The 18,146-nt window shown below is 48.3% G+C and carries 16 protein-coding genes and 1 pseudogene; 11 read left to right on the top strand and 6 right to left on the bottom strand.

The features are described from left to right. The first annotated feature begins 273 nt into the window (after nucleotides 1-273). Together EI42_RS34540 and EI42_RS27670 are read left to right on the top strand one after the other, a co-directional pair. The gene (locus EI42_RS34540) at nucleotides 274-399 is read left to right on the top strand and encodes a hypothetical protein (RefSeq protein ID WP_281279018.1); all 126 of its coding nucleotides are present in this window, start codon (nucleotides 274-276) and stop codon (nucleotides 397-399) included. 319 nt (nucleotides 400-718) lie between these two features. After that, nucleotides 719-1,387 (top strand): hypothetical protein, encoded by a 669-nt coding sequence (locus EI42_RS27670; RefSeq protein ID WP_211326374.1) that lies wholly within the window; start codon nucleotides 719-721, stop codon nucleotides 1,385-1,387. A gap of 356 nt (nucleotides 1,388-1,743) precedes the next feature. On the opposite strand, the pseudogene EI42_RS27665 reads toward EI42_RS27670, so the two are convergent. Continuing rightward, nucleotides 1,744-2,445 (bottom strand): annotated as a pseudogene (locus EI42_RS27665) (transposase). A 1,679-nt stretch (nucleotides 2,446-4,124) separates the two neighbouring features. Between EI42_RS27665 and EI42_RS27655 the strand changes: the two are divergent. Beyond that, entirely contained in the window at nucleotides 4,125-4,535 is a 411-nt protein-coding gene (locus tag EI42_RS27655) for a helix-turn-helix domain-containing protein (RefSeq protein WP_211326373.1), read from the top strand. Nucleotides 4,536-4,701: 166 nt separating this feature from the next. On the opposite strand, the gene EI42_RS27650 is transcribed toward EI42_RS27655, so the two are convergent. Together EI42_RS27650 and EI42_RS27645 are read right to left on the bottom strand one after the other, a co-directional pair. Then, the gene (locus tag EI42_RS27650) at nucleotides 4,702-5,034 is read right to left on the bottom strand and encodes a HepT-like ribonuclease domain-containing protein (protein ID WP_111325875.1); all 333 of its coding nucleotides are present in this window, start codon (nucleotides 5,032-5,034) and stop codon (nucleotides 4,702-4,704) included. Beyond that, complete coding sequence (locus EI42_RS27645; protein WP_111325874.1) at nucleotides 5,031-5,321, bottom strand: nucleotidyltransferase family protein; 291 nt, start codon at nucleotides 5,319-5,321, stop codon at nucleotides 5,031-5,033. Before EI42_RS27645 ends, EI42_RS27650 begins: the two co-directional genes overlap by 4 nt. 445 nt (nucleotides 5,322-5,766) lie before the next feature. On the opposite strand from EI42_RS27645, the gene EI42_RS32100 reads away from it, so the two are divergent. Then, on the top strand, nucleotides 5,767-5,985 hold the full coding sequence (locus EI42_RS32100) for a hypothetical protein (RefSeq protein WP_137686385.1): 219 nt from the start codon (nucleotides 5,767-5,769) through the stop codon (nucleotides 5,983-5,985). 311 nt (nucleotides 5,986-6,296) lie between these two features. Continuing rightward, nucleotides 6,297-6,614 (top strand): hypothetical protein, encoded by a 318-nt coding sequence (locus EI42_RS27635; RefSeq protein WP_111325872.1) that lies wholly within the window; start codon nucleotides 6,297-6,299, stop codon nucleotides 6,612-6,614. 1,280 nt (nucleotides 6,615-7,894) lie between these two features. Here the strand turns inward: EI42_RS27635 and EI42_RS27625 are convergent. The 3 genes from EI42_RS27625 to EI42_RS27615 all read right to left on the bottom strand — a co-directional run bounded on the left by EI42_RS27625 (nucleotide 7,895) and on the right by EI42_RS27615 (nucleotide 8,960). Beyond that, the gene (locus EI42_RS27625) at nucleotides 7,895-8,125 is read right to left on the bottom strand and encodes a PLDc N-terminal domain-containing protein (protein WP_111325870.1); all 231 of its coding nucleotides are present in this window, start codon (nucleotides 8,123-8,125) and stop codon (nucleotides 7,895-7,897) included. A gap of 232 nt (nucleotides 8,126-8,357) precedes the next feature. Beyond that, nucleotides 8,358-8,711, bottom strand: a complete 354-nt coding sequence (locus EI42_RS35015) for a beta/gamma crystallin domain-containing protein (RefSeq protein WP_170142959.1) — start codon at nucleotides 8,709-8,711, stop codon at nucleotides 8,358-8,360. A gap of 9 nt (nucleotides 8,712-8,720) precedes the next feature. Further along, nucleotides 8,721-8,960 (bottom strand): hypothetical protein, encoded by a 240-nt coding sequence (locus tag EI42_RS27615; RefSeq protein ID WP_111325868.1) that lies wholly within the window; start codon nucleotides 8,958-8,960, stop codon nucleotides 8,721-8,723. A gap of 2,510 nt (nucleotides 8,961-11,470) precedes the next feature. On the opposite strand from EI42_RS27615, the gene EI42_RS27605 reads away from it, so the two are divergent. From EI42_RS27605 to EI42_RS27570, 6 genes are all read left to right on the top strand, one after another. Then, nucleotides 11,471-11,869, top strand: a complete 399-nt coding sequence (locus tag EI42_RS27605) for a hypothetical protein (protein WP_111325866.1) — start codon at nucleotides 11,471-11,473, stop codon at nucleotides 11,867-11,869. Nucleotides 11,870-12,749: 880 nt separating this feature from the next. Next, nucleotides 12,750-12,881: a hypothetical protein gene (locus EI42_RS34535; protein WP_281279019.1), complete on the top strand. Its 132-nt coding sequence runs from the start codon at nucleotides 12,750-12,752 to the stop codon at nucleotides 12,879-12,881. Between the two features lie 51 nt (nucleotides 12,882-12,932). Next, nucleotides 12,933-13,196: a hypothetical protein gene (locus tag EI42_RS27595; protein WP_111325864.1), complete on the top strand. Its 264-nt coding sequence runs from the start codon at nucleotides 12,933-12,935 to the stop codon at nucleotides 13,194-13,196. Nucleotides 13,197-13,904: 708 nt separating this feature from the next. Then, complete coding sequence (locus tag EI42_RS27590; protein ID WP_111325863.1) at nucleotides 13,905-14,786, top strand: DUF4231 domain-containing protein; 882 nt, start codon at nucleotides 13,905-13,907, stop codon at nucleotides 14,784-14,786. Between the two features lie 365 nt (nucleotides 14,787-15,151). Beyond that, complete coding sequence (locus EI42_RS27585) at nucleotides 15,152-15,334, top strand: hypothetical protein (RefSeq protein ID WP_246046506.1); 183 nt, start codon at nucleotides 15,152-15,154, stop codon at nucleotides 15,332-15,334. A gap of 2,527 nt (nucleotides 15,335-17,861) precedes the next feature. Then, nucleotides 17,862-18,056: a helix-turn-helix domain-containing protein gene (locus EI42_RS27570; RefSeq protein WP_111325859.1), complete on the top strand. Its 195-nt coding sequence runs from the start codon at nucleotides 17,862-17,864 to the stop codon at nucleotides 18,054-18,056. Nucleotides 18,057-18,146: the final 90 nt, after the last annotated feature.

Here is an 18,146-nt window from a genome sequence, read left to right as displayed (position 1 = left end):
GCCTGTATTCACAATATATTGTGTTATAAATACAATTTAGACACAATATATTGTGAATACATACATGTAGACAACATGTTGCCATCCTGTCATTAAGCTCTTTTTCCCCCTTTTCCTGGTCTTCTGCACGCGCTTCGGCAGAGCAGGGGCAATCAGCAGGACGCTCGTGCTCTCGCGCGGCAGTTAGAGCGTATGCTTCCTGCCTTCTCCCCCCACTCTCGCAAGTGACGTTTACAAAGCCGCTGACCACCTTGACCCTCCGAAGGCACCGCTATGCACCAACTGGCCCTGATCAGTCGGCGTGCCTGCAAGTATGGTCTGGGTCTCTGCTTAAGTACACAGGCACTCACTGATCTCACCAGGACGGAGGCTGGCTACACGATCCTGACCAACAGCTGACGGGAAAAGCTGCGGGTGTGGCGACTGCTGCTTCGACAGAATCTCTTCGAGCTCAGGGGAGCTGGGCCTATTACCGCGCCGTAGGCCCAACCAGGTCGCACACAGGTTCACAATCAGCACGACCTCCCCAAACCATGAGGGCGTTGAAGGAACAGACTGTGAAGAGGTTTGGATGCTCAGACTGCTCATTGGTTCTCCCTCAATCCAGGAAAATGTATGTTTTTTCCCATGAGCGGAAAGCCTCCATGAAAGAAAAAGAGACAGGAGAAACGCAAAAACAGGAAGCCGCTCTGCGGGATTTGGTGTTCTAGCTGTTTCGGTGGGCCTCTTAGCCTTTGCTACCTTTGCTCCTGCTAGTATTCCAGTTGCAATTGTGTCTGCTGCATTTACGATAGGAATGTCTGGTGTGATAGGTGCAAGTCTGAGCGCGCTTTCTTATGAAGTAATAAATGGTGGTGCCCCTGTAAAGACGGATGCTCAACAAGATGCTTTTGGATTTTCAATATTTGTAGGTGGAATTTCCGGGCTGGTGGGAGGTATACTAGCTCTGCCTCCGGCAGTTGCAACTGCCATTAGTACAGTAGCTAGTACAGGTGCAACGGTTTTGTATAATTCACAAAATCCACAATCGAATGCTGTGAATGATGCACAGCATTGGCACGATAAGTATGTGAGTGCTGAGGCAACTATAGAAGCTTATAAGGTGAGAGAAGCACAAGCGACTGCAACAGCGAAGGCAAATGAAACTCCCACACCAAGTTCTACACCATATGCGCTAAATCTTAAGCATGAAGCGTGGATGGATGTAAAGATCGATACAAGTTGGAAGTCATTTCAAGGCTATCTTGGGGGGTCTTCATGGGACTCTACTGTCCAACGCCTTTGGGAACAAACAGGGCAGAGTACATTGCAGGAAATCTTTAAGTCTCAAATGAATTGGAGGGCTCAGAGAAAATATGAGGCGATGAAACGTCTAGGAATTTTTTAAGGGAATAAATCTTTTCCTTGGGAAAAGAACTCTTTGCTTGTTTCTTCTGCCTCTATTGAAAGAAGTTAACCAAAGCATACTTATCTAAGTATGCTTTGGTTAATCAGAGATTATATCTTTTCACAAAAGCGTTGCCGAGATCAAGAAATTCATAGGTCCATTATATTATAAGACGCTTAATGCTCTATATTGTAAACCATATATTCTATTATTGTACTAATAATAGAATAGACGTATTGAGATCATATCGGTTTATGGATTTACATCTGATAAAAATAGTTGAAATTGGAATGTAAAAAGATGGGGGGTGATTCATATTGCAAGAAATAGATTATATAATGATGGTCTAGAAGCTGTTAGGGACTCAAGCTCACATGGATGAACTGAGAAAGCAGAAGGCAAGCGAAAACCGCGACATACAGACCAGCGACCGTTTGCGGAAGCCGCTCATCGTCGCGGAGAAAACGCTGAAAGCGACTCACCCCAAGCGAAGGAGCGTTCCACGCCCCAGCGGCGTGGCAAGAGCACGAAGCCGCGCTTGGCCAGGGGAAGTTTCACGACAGCCAGTTCGATACCCGCCTGGGCTGCTGCAAGCCCTGGGGCCTCACCCGTGTCGCCTTGATCCACAAAGGCAACCTGGACATTCTCGCCTGTCAGGGTCTGCACCTGCTCTGCCAGAACGGCAACCTGATCGCGATCCTGCTCATCAGCAGTCGTCACCAGCAGCGTCAGCAGGTGCCCAAGGGTATCGACAGCAATGTGTCCTTTGCGGCCCTTGATGCCAGGCAAGAGCAAACGCAGGTTGTGAACATCGCTTCAAAACATCTTGCTTTGATCCATCTTTGGGGTGTTGAGAGACAAGAGGCCAGGGAGGCAGATTGGTGGGCAACCACCGCCATGGTGCTCCTGTCTTCACGAGAGAGAGCAAAGCGTTGAAGATCTCTCACCGCTCATGGCGATGTTGCCCGACATCTTCGGGCAACATGCTCAAATACGGAGCTGGCGGCCGCCTATTCTTCGTCTGTCACATCGCTTAGAGATGGTTTTCTCTTTTCCATTGTTGGATGGTATCATCTTTTCGAGATCGAGTTTCTAACAGTCTCTAGGTTAACCGGATTGAGAAAAGAGACGTAAGGCCTATTGAGTTCTATTGAACGCAAACACGGCTTCGGTTGCTCAGTCGTATGCAGTAGAATATCAATAAGATGCGTGACGATTTGTCCTATCTGGTGTGCTACCAGATAACTGATTCTACTACTGTGATGTTTATTAGCAAGGTGGATTTTTTGAGGAAAAGCTGTGTGGAGGTACGTGCTACACCACAATATAACAAGACTGTGGGCAAGATTAACACCTGCCATATTGCGTAGTAGGTGATCTATGCTACTTAAGGAAAGGGGGATATTGATCATTGGGGTGGTCTCTTCTCTACAAATGAACTGATGGCCAGCAGCAAGGAGGGAGGAGTCATTACTCAACAGGTTCTAACTCGACTGGATGCTCGAACGTGTTCTGGAGTACCAGCTGCCCTTTGTCTGCGCCATGTTGATAACATTCTATGTGTAGATATTTACCTGAGATACTTTTTGATAAAGTGCAGCCTTTTCTTTTGCTGTTGCATGCTATATGAGATGCTTTTCAACAAGGGCAGGTCAGTTTTACTGATAGTCTAGGATGCTAACGATATTTGTAAGGAGTGTATGTAGAACTGGCTGGGAATGTTTCTAGTGATTTTCATACAAATCCAATGCCAGTAAAAGCATCTTGGATAGCACATGCAGTGAAAGTTGAAGATGTGGATTTGGAGCTGTTTCCTGACATAGAACGATATGCTATTTTATTGTGGCGACGAGCACCTACAAGATAACAGAGAAAAGAGGAGGAAAAATGATGACGAATTTCTTGAGGACACCAGTTGGAATTATGTGTTATTCTTTTTGGATGGCAACAATAACAAGCGTTTGTGCCATTTTGACAAGCGTTGTGTACTACTATCTGGCAGAGACAGATGAGAAAAAATCGAAAATGCGAAAAAGGATTTTTACGTCAGCAGGATTGTTCCTTTTCTGGCTGATAGCGGCAATTATCACACAAATCTTTTTTTATCGAGCTGGCTCGTAAAATTTTTTACTTGTATGCTTCCCCCTTATCTGAGAGGTAAGGATTGAGTGCTGCATATGCAGACAGGCAATATTGAGAGATCTCTTTCTCAACAGTGTGATGTATGAAGTGCTGTGCCTGAAATCTTGTTACCCTTGCAGGGGCTTCATCTGCGTCAATTACTGGACCCAGGCGAGGAGCAAAAGGTAGAGGTGACAACGGACGTGTTGCGCCCGTCCTGGACTTACCTACGCTTTTTGCTATTTCCTGGAGTATGGATACATTCTAGTAATCATAGAGGGCCTCGCCGACTGCTATGATTGGACCTTGAGGGGAGTATATAGCAGCGGCCTGTCTAGCTGGTGTATTTGCGATGGAAGGTGCGCTTGCGCTGGTTGTATTGCGCGGGCGCATCTTTGCGCAGCTTCCTGGGTGAGCAATACTGAGCAATCCCTTGTTCTACTAAGGGATTGGAGTGGGAGGACTAAGCAGTTCAGTCGCTAAATGTATGATAGAATAGAGAAGGAGAAGGAACACAAGAGAAGAGGAAGGAATCCAGGTCCAAACGACTCTCAGTGCGAACATTGAGAGCAGAAGAAGAGTGATTGAAAAAGTCTCACGCTCCTACACCGCCTCAGTGCGCTTAGTCCAACGCGCGACGGTCATTTATTTGTCCCATCAAGGGTATCGAGTGGCTTCCATTGCTCAGCACCAGCAGGTCGATGAGGATGTCATTCGCAAGTGGATCAAAGGCTTTGGCGAGCAGGGCGTAGCCAGCTTAGAGGACGTGCCTTGCCCCGGTGCTCCTTCATGCTACACACCTGAGAACAAAGCCCTGGTGGTGCAAACGACGCGAACACGCCCCAGAGACCTGGGCTTACCCTTCGTCAGTTGGACCTTTGACTGCCTGACAGCAAAATCTCCCATCGCTCATCGAGGAGAGGCAAGGCTACCCAACCTGCCGCATCTCAGATGTTTTTCCTCGGTCAGTTCGTATGGAGTTCCACCAGCAGCAGCCCGTTTCTCATCACCTCACGAGCGCGGGTGAAACCGGTTCATCCTCTCGCACTGAGTAGCGGTCAGCTTCGTGATGGTGAAATGCCGAACACGATGAGGAGCGGGAACGGCACTGATGTCACGGCTGCACATTCGAAGGAGGAGCCTGATGCTCCTTTCTGCTTGTCAGAGAAGCAAAGGATGGTAAACTCAGGCGACTAGGGCAAAGTAAGAAGAGCTTGGAGGATCGTTTTCAACCGGGGGAGATCGTGCTCGACAACGTTCCACACCAGGTCAGTGTCAATGCCGAAATACATGTGGATCAGGATATTGCGCATGCCACTGATCTCTTTCCAGGGAATATGAGGATGAGAGGCACGCTCATCTTGGGGAATAGCGCGTGCGGCTTCCCCAATGATTTCCAGGTGATGAATGATCCAGGTTTGGATGAGCTCATTTTGTTCAAAGGCCGTGCGTCCTTGCTGGGCGTATTTCTCACTTCGGAGGATGGCCTCATACATGTCCTGAAAGCGTTCTCGGGTGTCTCTCATAGCGGGATCACTTCAGCAAGCACTCGGGCACGGATGCGATCGCGGAGGCCTTTCTCAGTCACGATATCGACGGGACAGCCGAGAAGCTGTTCGAAGTCAGACAAGAGGGCCCCAAGATCAAAGAGGCTGCGGCCTGCTTCCACGTCAACCAGCAGGTCGAGATCACTCTGTTCATCGGCATCTCCACGGGCCACGGAGCCAAAGATACGGATGTTCGAGACGCCATAGTGGGCGGCGAGATGCAGGATGTCATCTCTGCGGTCCTGAAGGATAGAGGATGGTGGCATCTGATCCTCCTTTGCCTGTTGGGAACAGCATGGATGATGCTGGTGAGACTTTCTCATTGCGGTATAGGACAGGCGGTGTCTTTCTGTCAAGAGAGGGTTTGCATCTTCGAAGGATCCTGAAGAGAAAGGAAAAGATACAAGTCACAATATATCTGAGGCGTCGTAGAGAAGCAGGTGGGAGAAAACATGAGCAGGGAAGGCAGACCCTGGAAAGAACAGGGTTTGTGCTTCTCGAGCCGTGCGAGGGGAAGCGGGATGTTGTGTGTCGATCTTATCAAGCTGCCTTTCACGCGCTTGTGTGGTTGTTGGTTTGTAGTGCACGATGCTCAGGAAATCGCGTTGTATATCGTTTCCTGCCCTCGGGCGCTCCCCAGCTTTTGGTGAAGCGTGCTTATCTCCTCTCTTCAAGATGTGCTCTGCTTGTGGTATGAAAGAAGAACAAGAGATGTTTCCAGAGCAGAGAGAAGAATTGCTGCTTGCTCAGCTGTTTCATCCCGACGCCAGCGTTGTTGTTGAGCAGCTTCAGTTCTCCTCCGCACACGGCATGCTCTGTCTCACGAGCCTTCAAGCCGCCTGTCTGCTCTGGGGCGGACGCGGTCCCCGCATGCACAGCCAGTATGCCTGTAGGCTTGCTGACCTTCCATGGGGTCAGCATCCCGTCTGAGCAGCGGTGCGTGTTGGTCGCCTGTTCTGCGATACTCCGTCCTGTCCGCGGCGCAGCTTTTGTGAACGACTTGCCTCCCTCGCTGTGATATCTGCCTGTCGCACTCATCGCGTCCATGAACGACTGCTCACCATTGCCCGGGCACTTGGGAAGAAGCAGGGGCTTGCCTGTGCCGGCGCCTGTGATTGCCCTGCTGCGACGCTATGCCCAATCGGTTTCTCCTCCCACGCCTCGTGTGCTTGGCATTGATGACTGGAGTCTGCCCCTACGCAGGGAGCGACCATTCTGGTGGATTTGGAACACCGCTGCCCATGGTTCTCCTTGAACGGTGCAAGGAGCAGGCAATCAGAGCCTGGTTGCAGGCTCATCCTGGCATTGCCCTCGTGAGCCGTGATCGGGGCAAGATGAATACACATTCGTCTGGTGCACCGCATGTTCAAGAGGTACTCGATCGTTGGCATCTGCTGCGCAACCTTGGCGAGATGTTCCAAAAAGGACTTGCCAAGGCGCTGCCGACTCCTGCTGCCCGTTCTACTTCTGTTTCCACTGGAAGATATGCGCAAAGTGTCACGATCCCGCCTCCGACACTCAATGCTCAGCGGGCCTCATATGCTTCATCACCATTGTGAATGGCAAGGACCGAGCAGATCGTGAACGTTCAAACCTAAAGAAGAGCGGAAAGAAGGAGAGCGTGCAGGTGAACGAAGACCTTCTCTCTTGAGCGCAAGAAGGTGTGAGGAGGAGGCAAGAAAGAGCTGGGAACCCCTGGACAAAGACAAAAAAGCCCGTCTCTCCCTTGCCTGCCTAGCAGGATGGCTTTCGGCGGAAAGCAAGCGCCGTGCGAGGGCGTGCTGCCTAGCTTTGCGCTCTGGGCCACCGCTTGCGTGCGCTTCAGGGCCACAAAGGCCTCTAACGCCATCGGTTTGCCCACCAGCCCCTTGATCGGCCCCTTTTGAGCAGTCGGCCATCCAACCAGATCTCAAGGCTCCAGCTGGCGGCTCACAGCAGCGCCGTGACGAACTGACCCGCATGAGCTACCCCACCTCTCTTCGGTGGGTGTCGATGGTGAGGTAGCCATCTGAGCCGCTCTGCCGCACAAATGCCCGGCAACGGCCCACAACCAGGCATCAGGATCCACCTGCTCAGGGAGCGCAGGCAGAGGGGGGCAGATCCCCACGGGCATGACCCTGATGAGGCCTCTGCCTGTTGGAGTGGTGTTGAGAGGCGGAGGTGACCTCATGCACCTCAGAGAGTGTGGCAGGCCGATGCACCAGAAGACATTCATATTCACATCTATTTCTGAAGAGAAGTGTACCTGCAAATCGGGCGAGCGGGGAAGAGAGTGCCAAACCCTGCTTGCTTGCTTTCGTCCTGCTCGATCCTGCCCGTTCACGAGGTTGGTGAATTATGTAGTAATCCTCTAACAGATGTTTTCTCTATAATAATGGTTGGGTTATGAACGGCCAGATCCAGCAGACGAGCAGTATTCTTGCTCAGATTACTGGCACTATAACCTCATCAAATGTGCCTAGCAGGTACATCGTAGTATTTGCGGTATCTTCTAACAAAATGATCTCTCTGTAACAACGACGCAAGCACAGAGAGGGTAGGCTTTGAAATCTTACAGTATTCTCCAACAGATCGAGGGCTCTGTAACGCCACCTCACGTATCGCAGCGTTATTTTTTGCTTGCAGTATCCTCACTTGATGGATCTTACGACTTCAGGAGATATGTCCTCTGACAGGGGAGGAAGGCATGAACGTCTGGAATGCATAACAGGGACAGAAAGGATTCTCTTTCCCTGTGGGCTGATGGCTGAGGATGAATAGTTGCGAGAGCGGGATAACCAACAGGGAAATCTACCTCTCCTGTACCCCTCCTGCTCCCCCTCGCTGCGTATGAATCCTCTTAATGCTCTCCCATAGTATTCTGTTCTCTCAACAAGGCTGGGGGCTCTTCTTTGGGTTGAGCTTGCTCCTTGAAAAATCGTCTTTGCTTCCACCAAGCAGGAAGAACAATACCCAACAAATAAACACAAGCGCCAAATGGTGGCAGGAAAATAATAACAAGAACCCAGAAGATCTTTTGACCAATAGACGAAAATTTTCTTAGTAAACAGTCAACAAACATCCAGAGCATAATACCTGGAAGAATAAAGAGACCAAGTATTTCTGCTGGACGGAGAGCATAGTAAAGTTACCAGAAAAGCTGCTCCATAAAGCTCTCTTTCCTCTCCTTCCACTTCGGCTACCTCAAAGAGAAGACCGCAAAGGAGTAACCCCGACATATACAACAAAAGCATTCTTTCATTTTATCACATGAGAAAAGATAGATCTGTTCTTGCTTTCAGTATTGAGCCCTCAGTATGCTCTCAGCGCATTTGAAAAACATACTGAAGCTCGCCTGAAAGGAAAATGCTATTATTAAGCTCTTTGTCCCTTATCTCCCTGTGATCTTTAAGGACGTTCCAATATAATCCTGTAGGAGGATAATATGTCGTATAACTCGCAAAACGAATCGTGCCACATACTGCATCAGGCCGGTACGGCGTATGGCAAAAATTAAATTCACCACTGTTATTTCCAGAATCAACTTGATAGACATTATAAAGGTGTACATCAAGTTCACCATTATTGGCAAAGCAAACTAGAGGGCCGGCGTTAAAAAAGACGAGGTATTCATTCGGGTATACGCAATTATATACTCGATTGGTATATGGCTGCACTATCTTTTCTTATTCCAGCTGCTTTTTTCTCTTCTCACTTTCCTCCTTCTTAATTTTATCGGCCTCCTCTTTTGTTCCTTTCCACGTCTTTGCAACTTTTCCTTGCTCATCTAAATAGGCAATAGTATATTCCTGTTCGCTCTCCTTCACTTGTTGAGTTGAGGACGCTGCATGGGCAGTCAGAGGCACGCAAAATAAACAGAATAAAAGGGTAAGCGCTATACCCATAAATCTACTCAGTTGTTTCACTTCCTTGCTCCTTTCTTAGTCCCATGCATCTGTAATCGATTTGTCATGAGCATTTGCAATAGATTGAATAATCCGAGTCTCCCCACCTCCTACAACTGGGTAGGATATCGCATATTCTGCATTCGCAATGGTAAGATTGCCAGATATCCAGTTATTACAAGCATTATTAGAGATACCGTAACCGACGCCCCACATCTCCCTAGTACAATTCTGATACGTCACCTTTGGTGGAGTATAATTTCCAGGATAACGAAAGGTGGTTGTCATCACAGCCCTATAAGCTGAGAGCGGTCCCCACAAGGTGAGATCATGAGTTGCTATACCTGTAGGACAGGCTAGTGGGAGCATCGTCTCCCCAGAGGACTTCGGTGAAAAATCTGTCGTTTTCGATATAAGCGCCAGAACGCAATCGGATCGTTTCGCTGTCGCGTTGCTTTTCAGTAGAGCGTCACACTCCTGTTTTGAGAGAGGAATCGTCTGTTGCGTTGTTGTTGTATGAAAAGTAGTTTCCTCAGACGCCTTAGCAGAGGAAGATGAAACATGGTTCAAATATTAAGAAGGTAACCTTAATTTTAATTAAATCTTTTGATTGAAAAATTAATAATACACGTAAGATGTGAAACACGAATATACTATTTTACACTACTACTATAAAATCAGTAATCCCACTTGCCCATCTAGAGGCCATTCAAACTTCGATATCGAATGCTTGGTTGTATGCCATCGACGGATGGGCGTTTGTCCTACGGATCAAGGCAGTAAGCAAAGGCCGCAAGCGGATCGAGCAAGAAATGGAGGGGTGAGATCACCCCTCATGCTTGGTCTAATCTGCGCGAGATCTAAGCTCCTAAAGATATGGCTAACAATTGGGTTGAGACTATTCCACCGGAGTTTTCACATTCTCACAGACAGGCAATTGAGCAAACATTCATATGGATGTGACGTTATAGGCAAATGAGCAGAATTTATGAGTATTTATCGGCAGTATTCGGTACACGTTCTAGAGATAACGTCCTGAACTCTTTAGCTCCTAACAGACAGCTGTAAGATACGCTTGATGGAGATACAAAGACGAGCGAATAGACTTCAGATCCTCAAGCTAGAATAGCATCAGAGATGAACTCCTTATTCGTTACGGTAGTGCTACATGGAATTATAAATTTATTTACGCCGTGTAAAGATTGGTAGTATAAAAACAAAAAAGAAGAGATAGTAATAGCCCAGAAAGAAGAGAGATTTAAATATTATACTAACAAACTCTTAGATAAAAAAATGTTTTATATTACTGTATTGAAAAAAACATGTTTAGGTGTTATTATTTCAATGAGAATAAAATTTTATATCTGGCAAAGCTGATGGAATAGAAAGTAATAGGACATTAGCTTGATTTTGGAGAGTTATCGACAATACTTATCTTTTCTTCATGCGCATACAAAAAATACATTGCATGAATCTAGGGCGACAAAGAAGTTCTTTATCGAAACTCTCCAACAAATAGAAAGGGGAAATAACCATTGTATTCTCTTGAAAAAAAGTCTTTTCTCGAAAAAGACTTCGATCATCTTATCATTATTTTTCTGTTAGCTATCACTCTGTGCTTGGGTACCCTCTTTTCGTCTCATCCTGCCCATGCTCAAACTTTCAATCCGGAGAACGTGATCAAAGCAACCGATGTTTACCATGGTTATGGAAAATGTCAGTTCTATGGTCGATGCTACGGACGTGCTCACTGGTATGGAGGCCCTGTAGCAGGAGCCTCAACACAAATGTAATTAGGTTGGATATCATGTGGTTCCTGTGATGGCTTTATCGCCAATACTTTATGGGTCTCCGACTTAGAGAGTACAGCTTGCAAAAACACGGGCTATGGAGGGTGCTGGGTAGAAGCAGGATATGCAACGTATAAAGCTAGTGACACTAATCCATCTTCTTGTACTAAAGGAGCTGCAAATTGTTATTATTGGGCCGATACACGCCCTAATCAAAAATACCCTTATGCAGAGCATGTAATAGGAGATGTCGGTAGTGGATATGGAAGACAGGCTTTATTTCGAATAGAGCAAGATAGTAGCGATAAGCTCAAATGGTATGTGCAAATATACAGAGCAGATGGAAGTTACTATCAAGGATATTCTTCAGGGAATGCTATGTCTCCCAAAGACATTTACGCCGGTCAAGAGTTAGCTGGATCTGATGGTGCAGGCGCCGAACCTACCTATTTCACTCACAATATGTGGATAGGCCTGAATCACTCCTACAATTACCAAAGTAATGCAGGAATAGAATTTCAGTCCTATAGTCCTCCTTATGCACGCTGGATTTCCACTCCACAAGGAAATGCTAATGCTGGGGGAACACATTGTACAGCTTGCTAGATAGCATGAAAGGAAGAAAACAGTGCGTTTTGCAAAGATACTTATCCCTACAATGCTTTTAGCTCTCATTGCCTGTATTGTAGCATCTATCTTTACTGATTCTAAGGCAGGAGTCTTTGCCAATAGTACCCCCCAATGATAGCAGCAACCCCACAACATCGAATAGAAGCAGTTGGATTACCTGCTATTACTCCTCGCATAAAAGCCCTTAGTAAAGCAACGGCAACATTTAATGAAGATGATGTAAGAGATTACATCACGAAAAATGGCTTTATTGGCGGCCCACCAGACCCTGGTACTACGATAGAAATTAAAACGATTCAATTTATAACCGCAAGTAATGCCAGCGAACAAATAGGAAGAGAAGATATTGGTCGCAACGCTGATGATCTCGTTTGTTTTGTTGAGGTAAAAGGATCCTTTACTCTTGCTCGTGGCCATATAGTTATACCACAGAAAGACGCTCTTAAGAGGAAAGGCGGATTTATGATCTTTGATGCCTATACAGGCAACCTCTTACTCTGGGGAGCCTAGGAACACAGGTGAATCCTGACCAATGCTTACAAGAGGCTCTGGAGAAGTAAGAGCTGAATAGCATGTCCTACAGCCCTGGCGAGTATTGAGAAGAGGTCAGAGCAAAAGAGCAAGACCGGGATAAAACGTACTGATATTATTTCCTTCCCGCGGAGGATTTTTAAGGACTCGTTGGTGTACTGTCTGGTTGGCACCCCTATGGATTGTACCAATCAGGCAGTGCTCCATCATATCTACTCATAATATAAAGCTGTAAAGCAGCAGGAACATGTCTGGAAAACTCCATCCTCGCTGAAAAGCTTTGATACCATTAACCGCTAAGCAGTAATCTTCTCGTAGACATCATTAAAGACAGCAGTATTTCCCATATCAACAGTAGAACAGTGCATCCTAGATCTGGGATGCATCAGGTAAGGAGCGAGCCCTTTTTCATCTGGTACTACTGTGATAGTTACTCTCTTCACCCTAAAGAAGAACTGGGGACCTGACCCTTACAAAATCTGGACGTATCCATTTCCCATCTCTACACCAGCAGTAATAGCGTTCAACGACGCTTGACCAGGGCCAATGTGCTCTAGGATCTCGTGCAAGGCGGGCCTGTCATCATCACCCAGAGAACCGCTTCGATGCCCAGGCGGGGATCAGCTACCTGCCGCCTTGTATATTATCACTTTCAGGGCTCTCTGCATGACTTCCTGCCTTCGGCACTATAATTCTCCCCCTCTCGTGCGCGCAAAAGATCGGGCACATTGGAAGTGAGCAGGAAGTGTTTGAGACCCAGTTTGTATAGTTTCCTGTGTTGTGTGCATAGCAAGCAAGGGGGAGAAGCGGAACCAAGCAATAGGAAAGAGGGAGACAAGCTTCCAGGCGCTCAATCCGCATGCACGGTGAGCTAGGGGCGTGTTGCCTGTTGCTGGAGCCGGCGCAGACGGTCTTGGGAGCGAACCAGCTCGCCCATGTGCTCGATGCAGTGTGCCAGCGGCATGCGGGCTACGATCAGTCCTTTGATTAGCACCTGCTTGAGCAGCTGACCCGCCAACGCCTGTTTGACGGAGGAGGGCTGATGTTCCACGATCACGAGGCCATCCGCCTTGACGCGGCGCACAAAGGCTCGCCCATCAATCGCATGCAGCCAGGCATCAGGATCAACCTCGGGGAGCTTATGCTGGGAGGGCAGAGTGGGACGAGCTTCGCGGGGCGGCCGATGGCGACAGGCGTGTCACGGATTCGGCCGCTGCTCATTGGGGCGTCGCAGGGAGGCCGCCGTGACTTTGCGCACCTCAGAGAGCGTTTGTGGTTGATGCCACCCGCGAACCCTCCTTTTTGAAGGAGCAGTGGGAGCGTTCCACGAAGCCTTTCATTTCGGGATGCAGCTGCGAGCAGACAGTGGGCTGCACTCCGATACAGGGCAGAAAGCGGGACAAGATGGAGGGAACATCCCGGACAAACAGGCTGAGCCGACCCACTGAGGATCTCAATTATATATAGGTGAGCATGCGGGGCTAGCCGGAGCGCTGCAAGAGATCATTGCCGCATGGAAGGAGGAATGCCGGATGAGCATTGTTGGGCATCCTGCTTTGAGCGGCAGCGAGAGGCTCATATTGACGTGCATTGAGCATTTCGAGGACAGGTGCCCGCTTCTCATCGGCGTCCGTTGAGGAGAGAGGGGCAACCCTGGGTATCGATCTGCACGTCCTCCTGCGGCTCGCGGGAAGGCCAGGGCTGTTTCTGAGGAGGTTCAGGTGCGAGAGAGCCGTGGGAGTGGAAGGAGGACGCAGCTTGTCCGCGAGCTTGGGATCACGGTGCTTCGCGCGACGAGCAGGGTGCGAGGGCCAGGTACGCGTTACAGTCCGTCAGCGGCTGTTCACGCAGCACCAGGAGCCGACGGCGCCCCCGTTGGGAGCAGCATGTTCTCAAATTGCGAAAATCACTCTCCAGTTTTCTCTTTATTCTCCTCTGTTCTTGCTAAAGCCATTTTTACAGTTTAAAATTTTTCTCGTTCTCTTTCTATGGAACTCTATGCAAAGGAGGGAATATGGCAGAGAACCCCTTTTCCAAGAAATTTCTTCATGATATGAGGGAGTTGCATCTAGCGTATCGTGCTAAGGCGATTTCAGAGGAAGAGTTTTGCCAACGTGTTGATGAGCTAAAGCAAAAGGAAGCAGCACTACAACAGCCGTTAGCTCAGGTTCTTCTCCAAGAGAAACTTCAGGAAGCAGAAAAAGCTCTTATCCAGGAGATACAGCAAGAAGAGGCGAGAAAGCGCAAGGAGCTTGAAGCTGTTGAGAAAGAGAAGAGAAAAGAGGAGTATTTAAGGCAGATACAAATTAAATTGAAAGAGAGGAAAGAAGAAGAGGAAAAGATAAAGAGGATAAATGAAATATATCGATATAGAGATGACATAGATGCTTATACTGATAAGCTGGAACGGAATGCGCAAAGTTGGCAGTCTCGATATACCTGGCTTCAGATATTTCTGCTTACTTTTTCAGCGGGGACGACAGCACTTGCAGGTATTGAGGGGGTTCCACGTTGGATTGTTGCTGTCACTGGACTCGTTGCAACGATTTCCGGAGGCCTTCTCACCACATTTAAAGTCCAGGACAGAATCTACGCAAGCCGAAAAGCCATTGCAGCGGTCAAATTGGAATGTCAGAAATATGATCGCCGTATTGAAGAATACGAAGGCCTGGACCCTGATGCAGCTTATATTAAATTGAGCAGAGCGATTACAGCGATTCAAGGGGAACAAATGTTGCAAGAGGTAGAGCTCTGGAAACCTAGAAAGGAAGAAAAAGAAGAGAGGGAAGATAGAGATGATAAGGTAAAAGAAGATGAGGAAAATAATGCTGTAAATAAAAAACAAATTGAGCGGGAAGGATCCGAAATGCAAAATAATCAGAATGAAGAAAGTTAGAAGCTGTTAGGATCTCGATCTTGGATGGATGCTACACTATGGCTCTAATGAAAAGAAAGCTCTCTCAGAGTGATGAGGCCGACGAAGGATGGAAGATCACAGGAGCACTGTGGTGCTGGTTTCCGCATGACTTTCCAGAAAGGTTCATCGTGTCTCAACCAACAAACACAGCGCTGGATTGCTGCGGGCTGTTTTGAAGCCAGTGTGCATGATTTTGCCTTGAGGCTCGTGCGGCACCAAGGGCGCAAAAGGCAACCCAGTGCCCTGATTCTTGACAGCCGAACCCTGCAATCCACTTCAGAGAGTGGCGCTCGTGCTGGTACGAAGGAGCCAAACGGTGCACAGGCAGCAAAGTGCACCTTGCCGTGGATACGCTTGGACACCTCTTGACCCTGCTGGTGAGCCCTGCTCATGAACAGGACCGAGACCAGGGGGTCGCTCTGGTGGAACAGGGACAGGGGCTGACGGACCAGAGTGGAGAGGCGGCTTTTGTCGATCAGGCTACAGCGGTGAGGCTCCGCGAGAAGCGGCAGTGCATGCAGGCATGAGCTGGTCGTGGTCACGTTGCCATAGGCAAGGCGAGACGATGTGCTTTTGCGGTGGGTCCGCTCCGCGCCCCTGGGTCAGTCGCTTTTGACGTTTCATCCACGTCGACAGGCGGCTCTCGAAATCGGAGGCATGCTTTGTCTTCCGTCGCGTTTGCTTGCCCTCTACATTTTCAGTCATTCACGTGAGCTGAAGTTGCTAGAAGTGAGGTTCCCACTCGCCGCTTCTGGTCTTCTGGTGAGAAGCTTGGTGTATTGTTCAGCGGTGGGACTGACTGTGGTAGCTGCCGCTCTCGTTGAGCAAAGGGCAACGTGGTGGCAGCATATCATTTCGCCTTTCTCCAAGGCTCTCCTGCCGAGAAATCAGCCTATGCACGTGCAGTCTGCTACGCCCAAATATTCCCTGTCGTCGTAACCTCTGGTGATGTATATTTTCTCTCTCCTCTGGCAATGCTCTCCTCCCTATGCTTATGCGGGCCAGAGGCGGCTGGAACAAATGGCTGAGGCGGCTGCACAAGATGGTATCCGCTATCTTGTCTTGGATCGGGCGGCAATCCTGCATTTGCGCCTGTGACCTATGGCCTTGCAGACATTGTCCTCGCTCCGCTTCCGCTTTGAGAAAAACGGGACCTGATCGTTGGCTTGCCTTGACCTGCAGGTCGTTTCTCACCATTCTCAAGCGTTTGCATGCTGCCAGTCTTTGGTGAGTCCATCTCTCTGAAGGGACCATGGAGGCCTGTGTGGTTCCTTTTTTTATGCCACGCCATCAAGGAGAGCTGAGAGATGGGGATGAGATCTTTTCGCCGCAAGATCTGGTTCTACAGCACATGCGCTGGCATCCTCGCTGCATTCATGTCATCCATGCCTATCATGCCGCGCCCCTCGCTGCTCTCATAGGGAGTCTTTCAGCGGCTTATCTTGCGCCTGCCCTACTGCGGTATGAAGATCGTCAAGCTACTTCTGCGCCTTACGTTTGCTGATAGTCAGACATTGTGGGGGATCGTGGCTCTCTGAGTCAATCCAAGTGTCTTGTTTGCGTCATGTTGCCTATGGCTGGTGATAAGGCTGTGGGCCACAGGACGGAAGCAAGAGGAGCAGAAACAAGACGTGCTGGCTTTGCTCATGCGGGCAACGCTCCTTGCCAGTGGAGGCAAGCCCTGGAAGCCGTTTTGAGAGGAGCCCGAGCATCACCGATCCTGTCTTTTGAGCAAGCTCCCAGTAGCGGTTCTGCGTGGCGCAGATGCACGCTGGTACGGAAGAGAGCTCAACTTGCTGAAGAGGTAACCAGGTTTTTCAGGCCCAACTGCAGAGGCCATGAGAGAGAAGAGAGCGTATCTTTTTCTCTCAACATTGTTTTCCTCCCAAAACATCTCGGGAAGCTGCACAAGCTTGATGCTCATGCGGGAAGCAGGCTGGCTGCTTGAGACAGGTTTCACGTGTTGCAGAGCGGAGATGGCACCATTTCACGATTCAAACACAGAAGTGCCCGATACCCTATCTCTGGTAGGGAAAGAGTGTGTCTCACTCCACTTTCCCTTATGCCTTGACTGTCGATCACAGTGCCCAGCGGTGTAGATCGTATTCTTGCTTGACCTGACTCTGCCTCTCTAAGAGGAGAAGCGTGTTAGTAGCTATCATACGGTATTTTCACCCTCAAGGAATGATGGCAGGTCTGTCACGCTGGGACGTCATGGACAGGTTCTGTCAGGAATAGTTATCGCGTAATACATACAGAATGTGATTTCGCAAGTTTACGCTCTTCATATAGAGAAAAATGGCTTCTAAGTTGGTTGGTGAAAAACAGATACTGCAATACTTGCCTGCAATTGTAATTATAGTGGTACTAGAGGTGTAGCTTGTAGAGGGCCGTGCTACTTATCTATCAGGTAAAAAATATAAAAGTGAATAACTTGACAAAAATACATTCTTGGCTCTATAATTTTTTTGTAGTTAGGCAAGCGCAGCGAGTATTAAATTACCATTATTGTAAGTTCCTTGAATTAGATTGAAAGGAATAAAATCTGAAGCGAAAAGTTTTTATGCTACCTGGATCATTTGAATGTACAAAGGAGTGACTATAGCATGAGATTACCACGTCTGCGTAAACACCTTCTTTGCGTTCCGTATGGGGGAAAACTTGCAATTGGGAGTACACCAGATAGAGCAATCGAAATAGAAGATCCTCCCGCCTTATTGATACGATAAGTGAAGCATGGTGATGGACAGCATAGTATTGCAGAAATCCATGCAAAAATGTGTCAGGATGATTCCTCTGTAACGAGAGACGACATCCAGTGCATTATCGATCAAATAGCAGAGCATATATATTGGAAGATGCAGCAATAGAAATCCCGGCTGAACTTGATTCAAAAATATTGATGAGATAGAGCCAAACGCTTAACTTTCTTTCGAACTTTGACCCTGCTGGTCACCAAAAGCATCATTATCTCTCGACTTCTTCAAGCAACAATATGACTTATAGGCTTAGAGCACTATGCATAAGCTTTGAGCCAAAGAGGAGACTGGATGCATGAAAGCCTCTTCAACAGATCTTAGAGAACGAGTGGTGCGTGCCGTGGAAGAAGGCCGTCCGCGCGAAGAAATCGTCCATCTTTTTGGTGTTTCTTGCGCCACCATCAAACGGTATGCGAAACAACAACGAGAGACCGAAGAACTGACTCCCAAGGCTATTCCAGGTCGCCCAGCCACGAAAGGAGATGCTTGACAGGCAGGCCTATGGAGTCAACTGGAAGCTCATCGGGACGCAACGCTTGCTGAGGACCGTCATATTTGGGAAGCTATGCAGAACCAGCAC

The organism is Thermosporothrix hazakensis, assembly GCF_003253565.1.
In the GTDB taxonomy this organism is placed as follows: domain Bacteria; phylum Chloroflexota; class Ktedonobacteria; order Ktedonobacterales; family Ktedonobacteraceae; genus Thermosporothrix; species Thermosporothrix hazakensis.
The sequence above is the reverse complement of the archived record's forward strand: the minus strand, read 5'-3'. Positions and strand labels throughout refer to the sequence as shown.

Excerpts from the sequence above, each read along its gene's own strand:
- EI42_RS34540 (WP_281279018.1), top strand. The coding sequence starts at position 274 with ATGCACCAACTGGCCCTGATCAGTCGGCGTGCCTGCAAGTATGGTCTG.
- EI42_RS27650 (WP_111325875.1), bottom strand. The coding sequence starts at position 5,034 with ATGAGAGACACCCGAGAACGCTTTCAGGACATGTATGAGGCCATCCTC.
- EI42_RS27645 (WP_111325874.1), bottom strand. The coding sequence starts at position 5,321 with ATGCCACCATCCTCTATCCTTCAGGACCGCAGAGATGACATCCTGCAT.
- EI42_RS32100 (WP_137686385.1), top strand. The coding sequence starts at position 5,767 with ATGTTTCCAGAGCAGAGAGAAGAATTGCTGCTTGCTCAGCTGTTTCAT.
- EI42_RS27635 (WP_111325872.1), top strand. The coding sequence starts at position 6,297 with ATGGTTCTCCTTGAACGGTGCAAGGAGCAGGCAATCAGAGCCTGGTTG.
- EI42_RS27625 (WP_111325870.1), bottom strand. The coding sequence starts at position 8,125 with ATGCTCTGGATGTTTGTTGACTGTTTACTAAGAAAATTTTCGTCTATT.
- EI42_RS27605 (WP_111325866.1), top strand. The coding sequence starts at position 11,471 with ATGATAGCAGCAACCCCACAACATCGAATAGAAGCAGTTGGATTACCT.
- EI42_RS34535 (WP_281279019.1), top strand. The coding sequence starts at position 12,750 with ATGCACGGTGAGCTAGGGGCGTGTTGCCTGTTGCTGGAGCCGGCGCAG.
- EI42_RS27595 (WP_111325864.1), top strand. The coding sequence starts at position 12,933 with ATGTTCCACGATCACGAGGCCATCCGCCTTGACGCGGCGCACAAAGGC.
- EI42_RS27590 (WP_111325863.1), top strand. The coding sequence starts at position 13,905 with ATGGCAGAGAACCCCTTTTCCAAGAAATTTCTTCATGATATGAGGGAG.
- EI42_RS27570 (WP_111325859.1), top strand. The coding sequence starts at position 17,862 with ATGAAAGCCTCTTCAACAGATCTTAGAGAACGAGTGGTGCGTGCCGTG.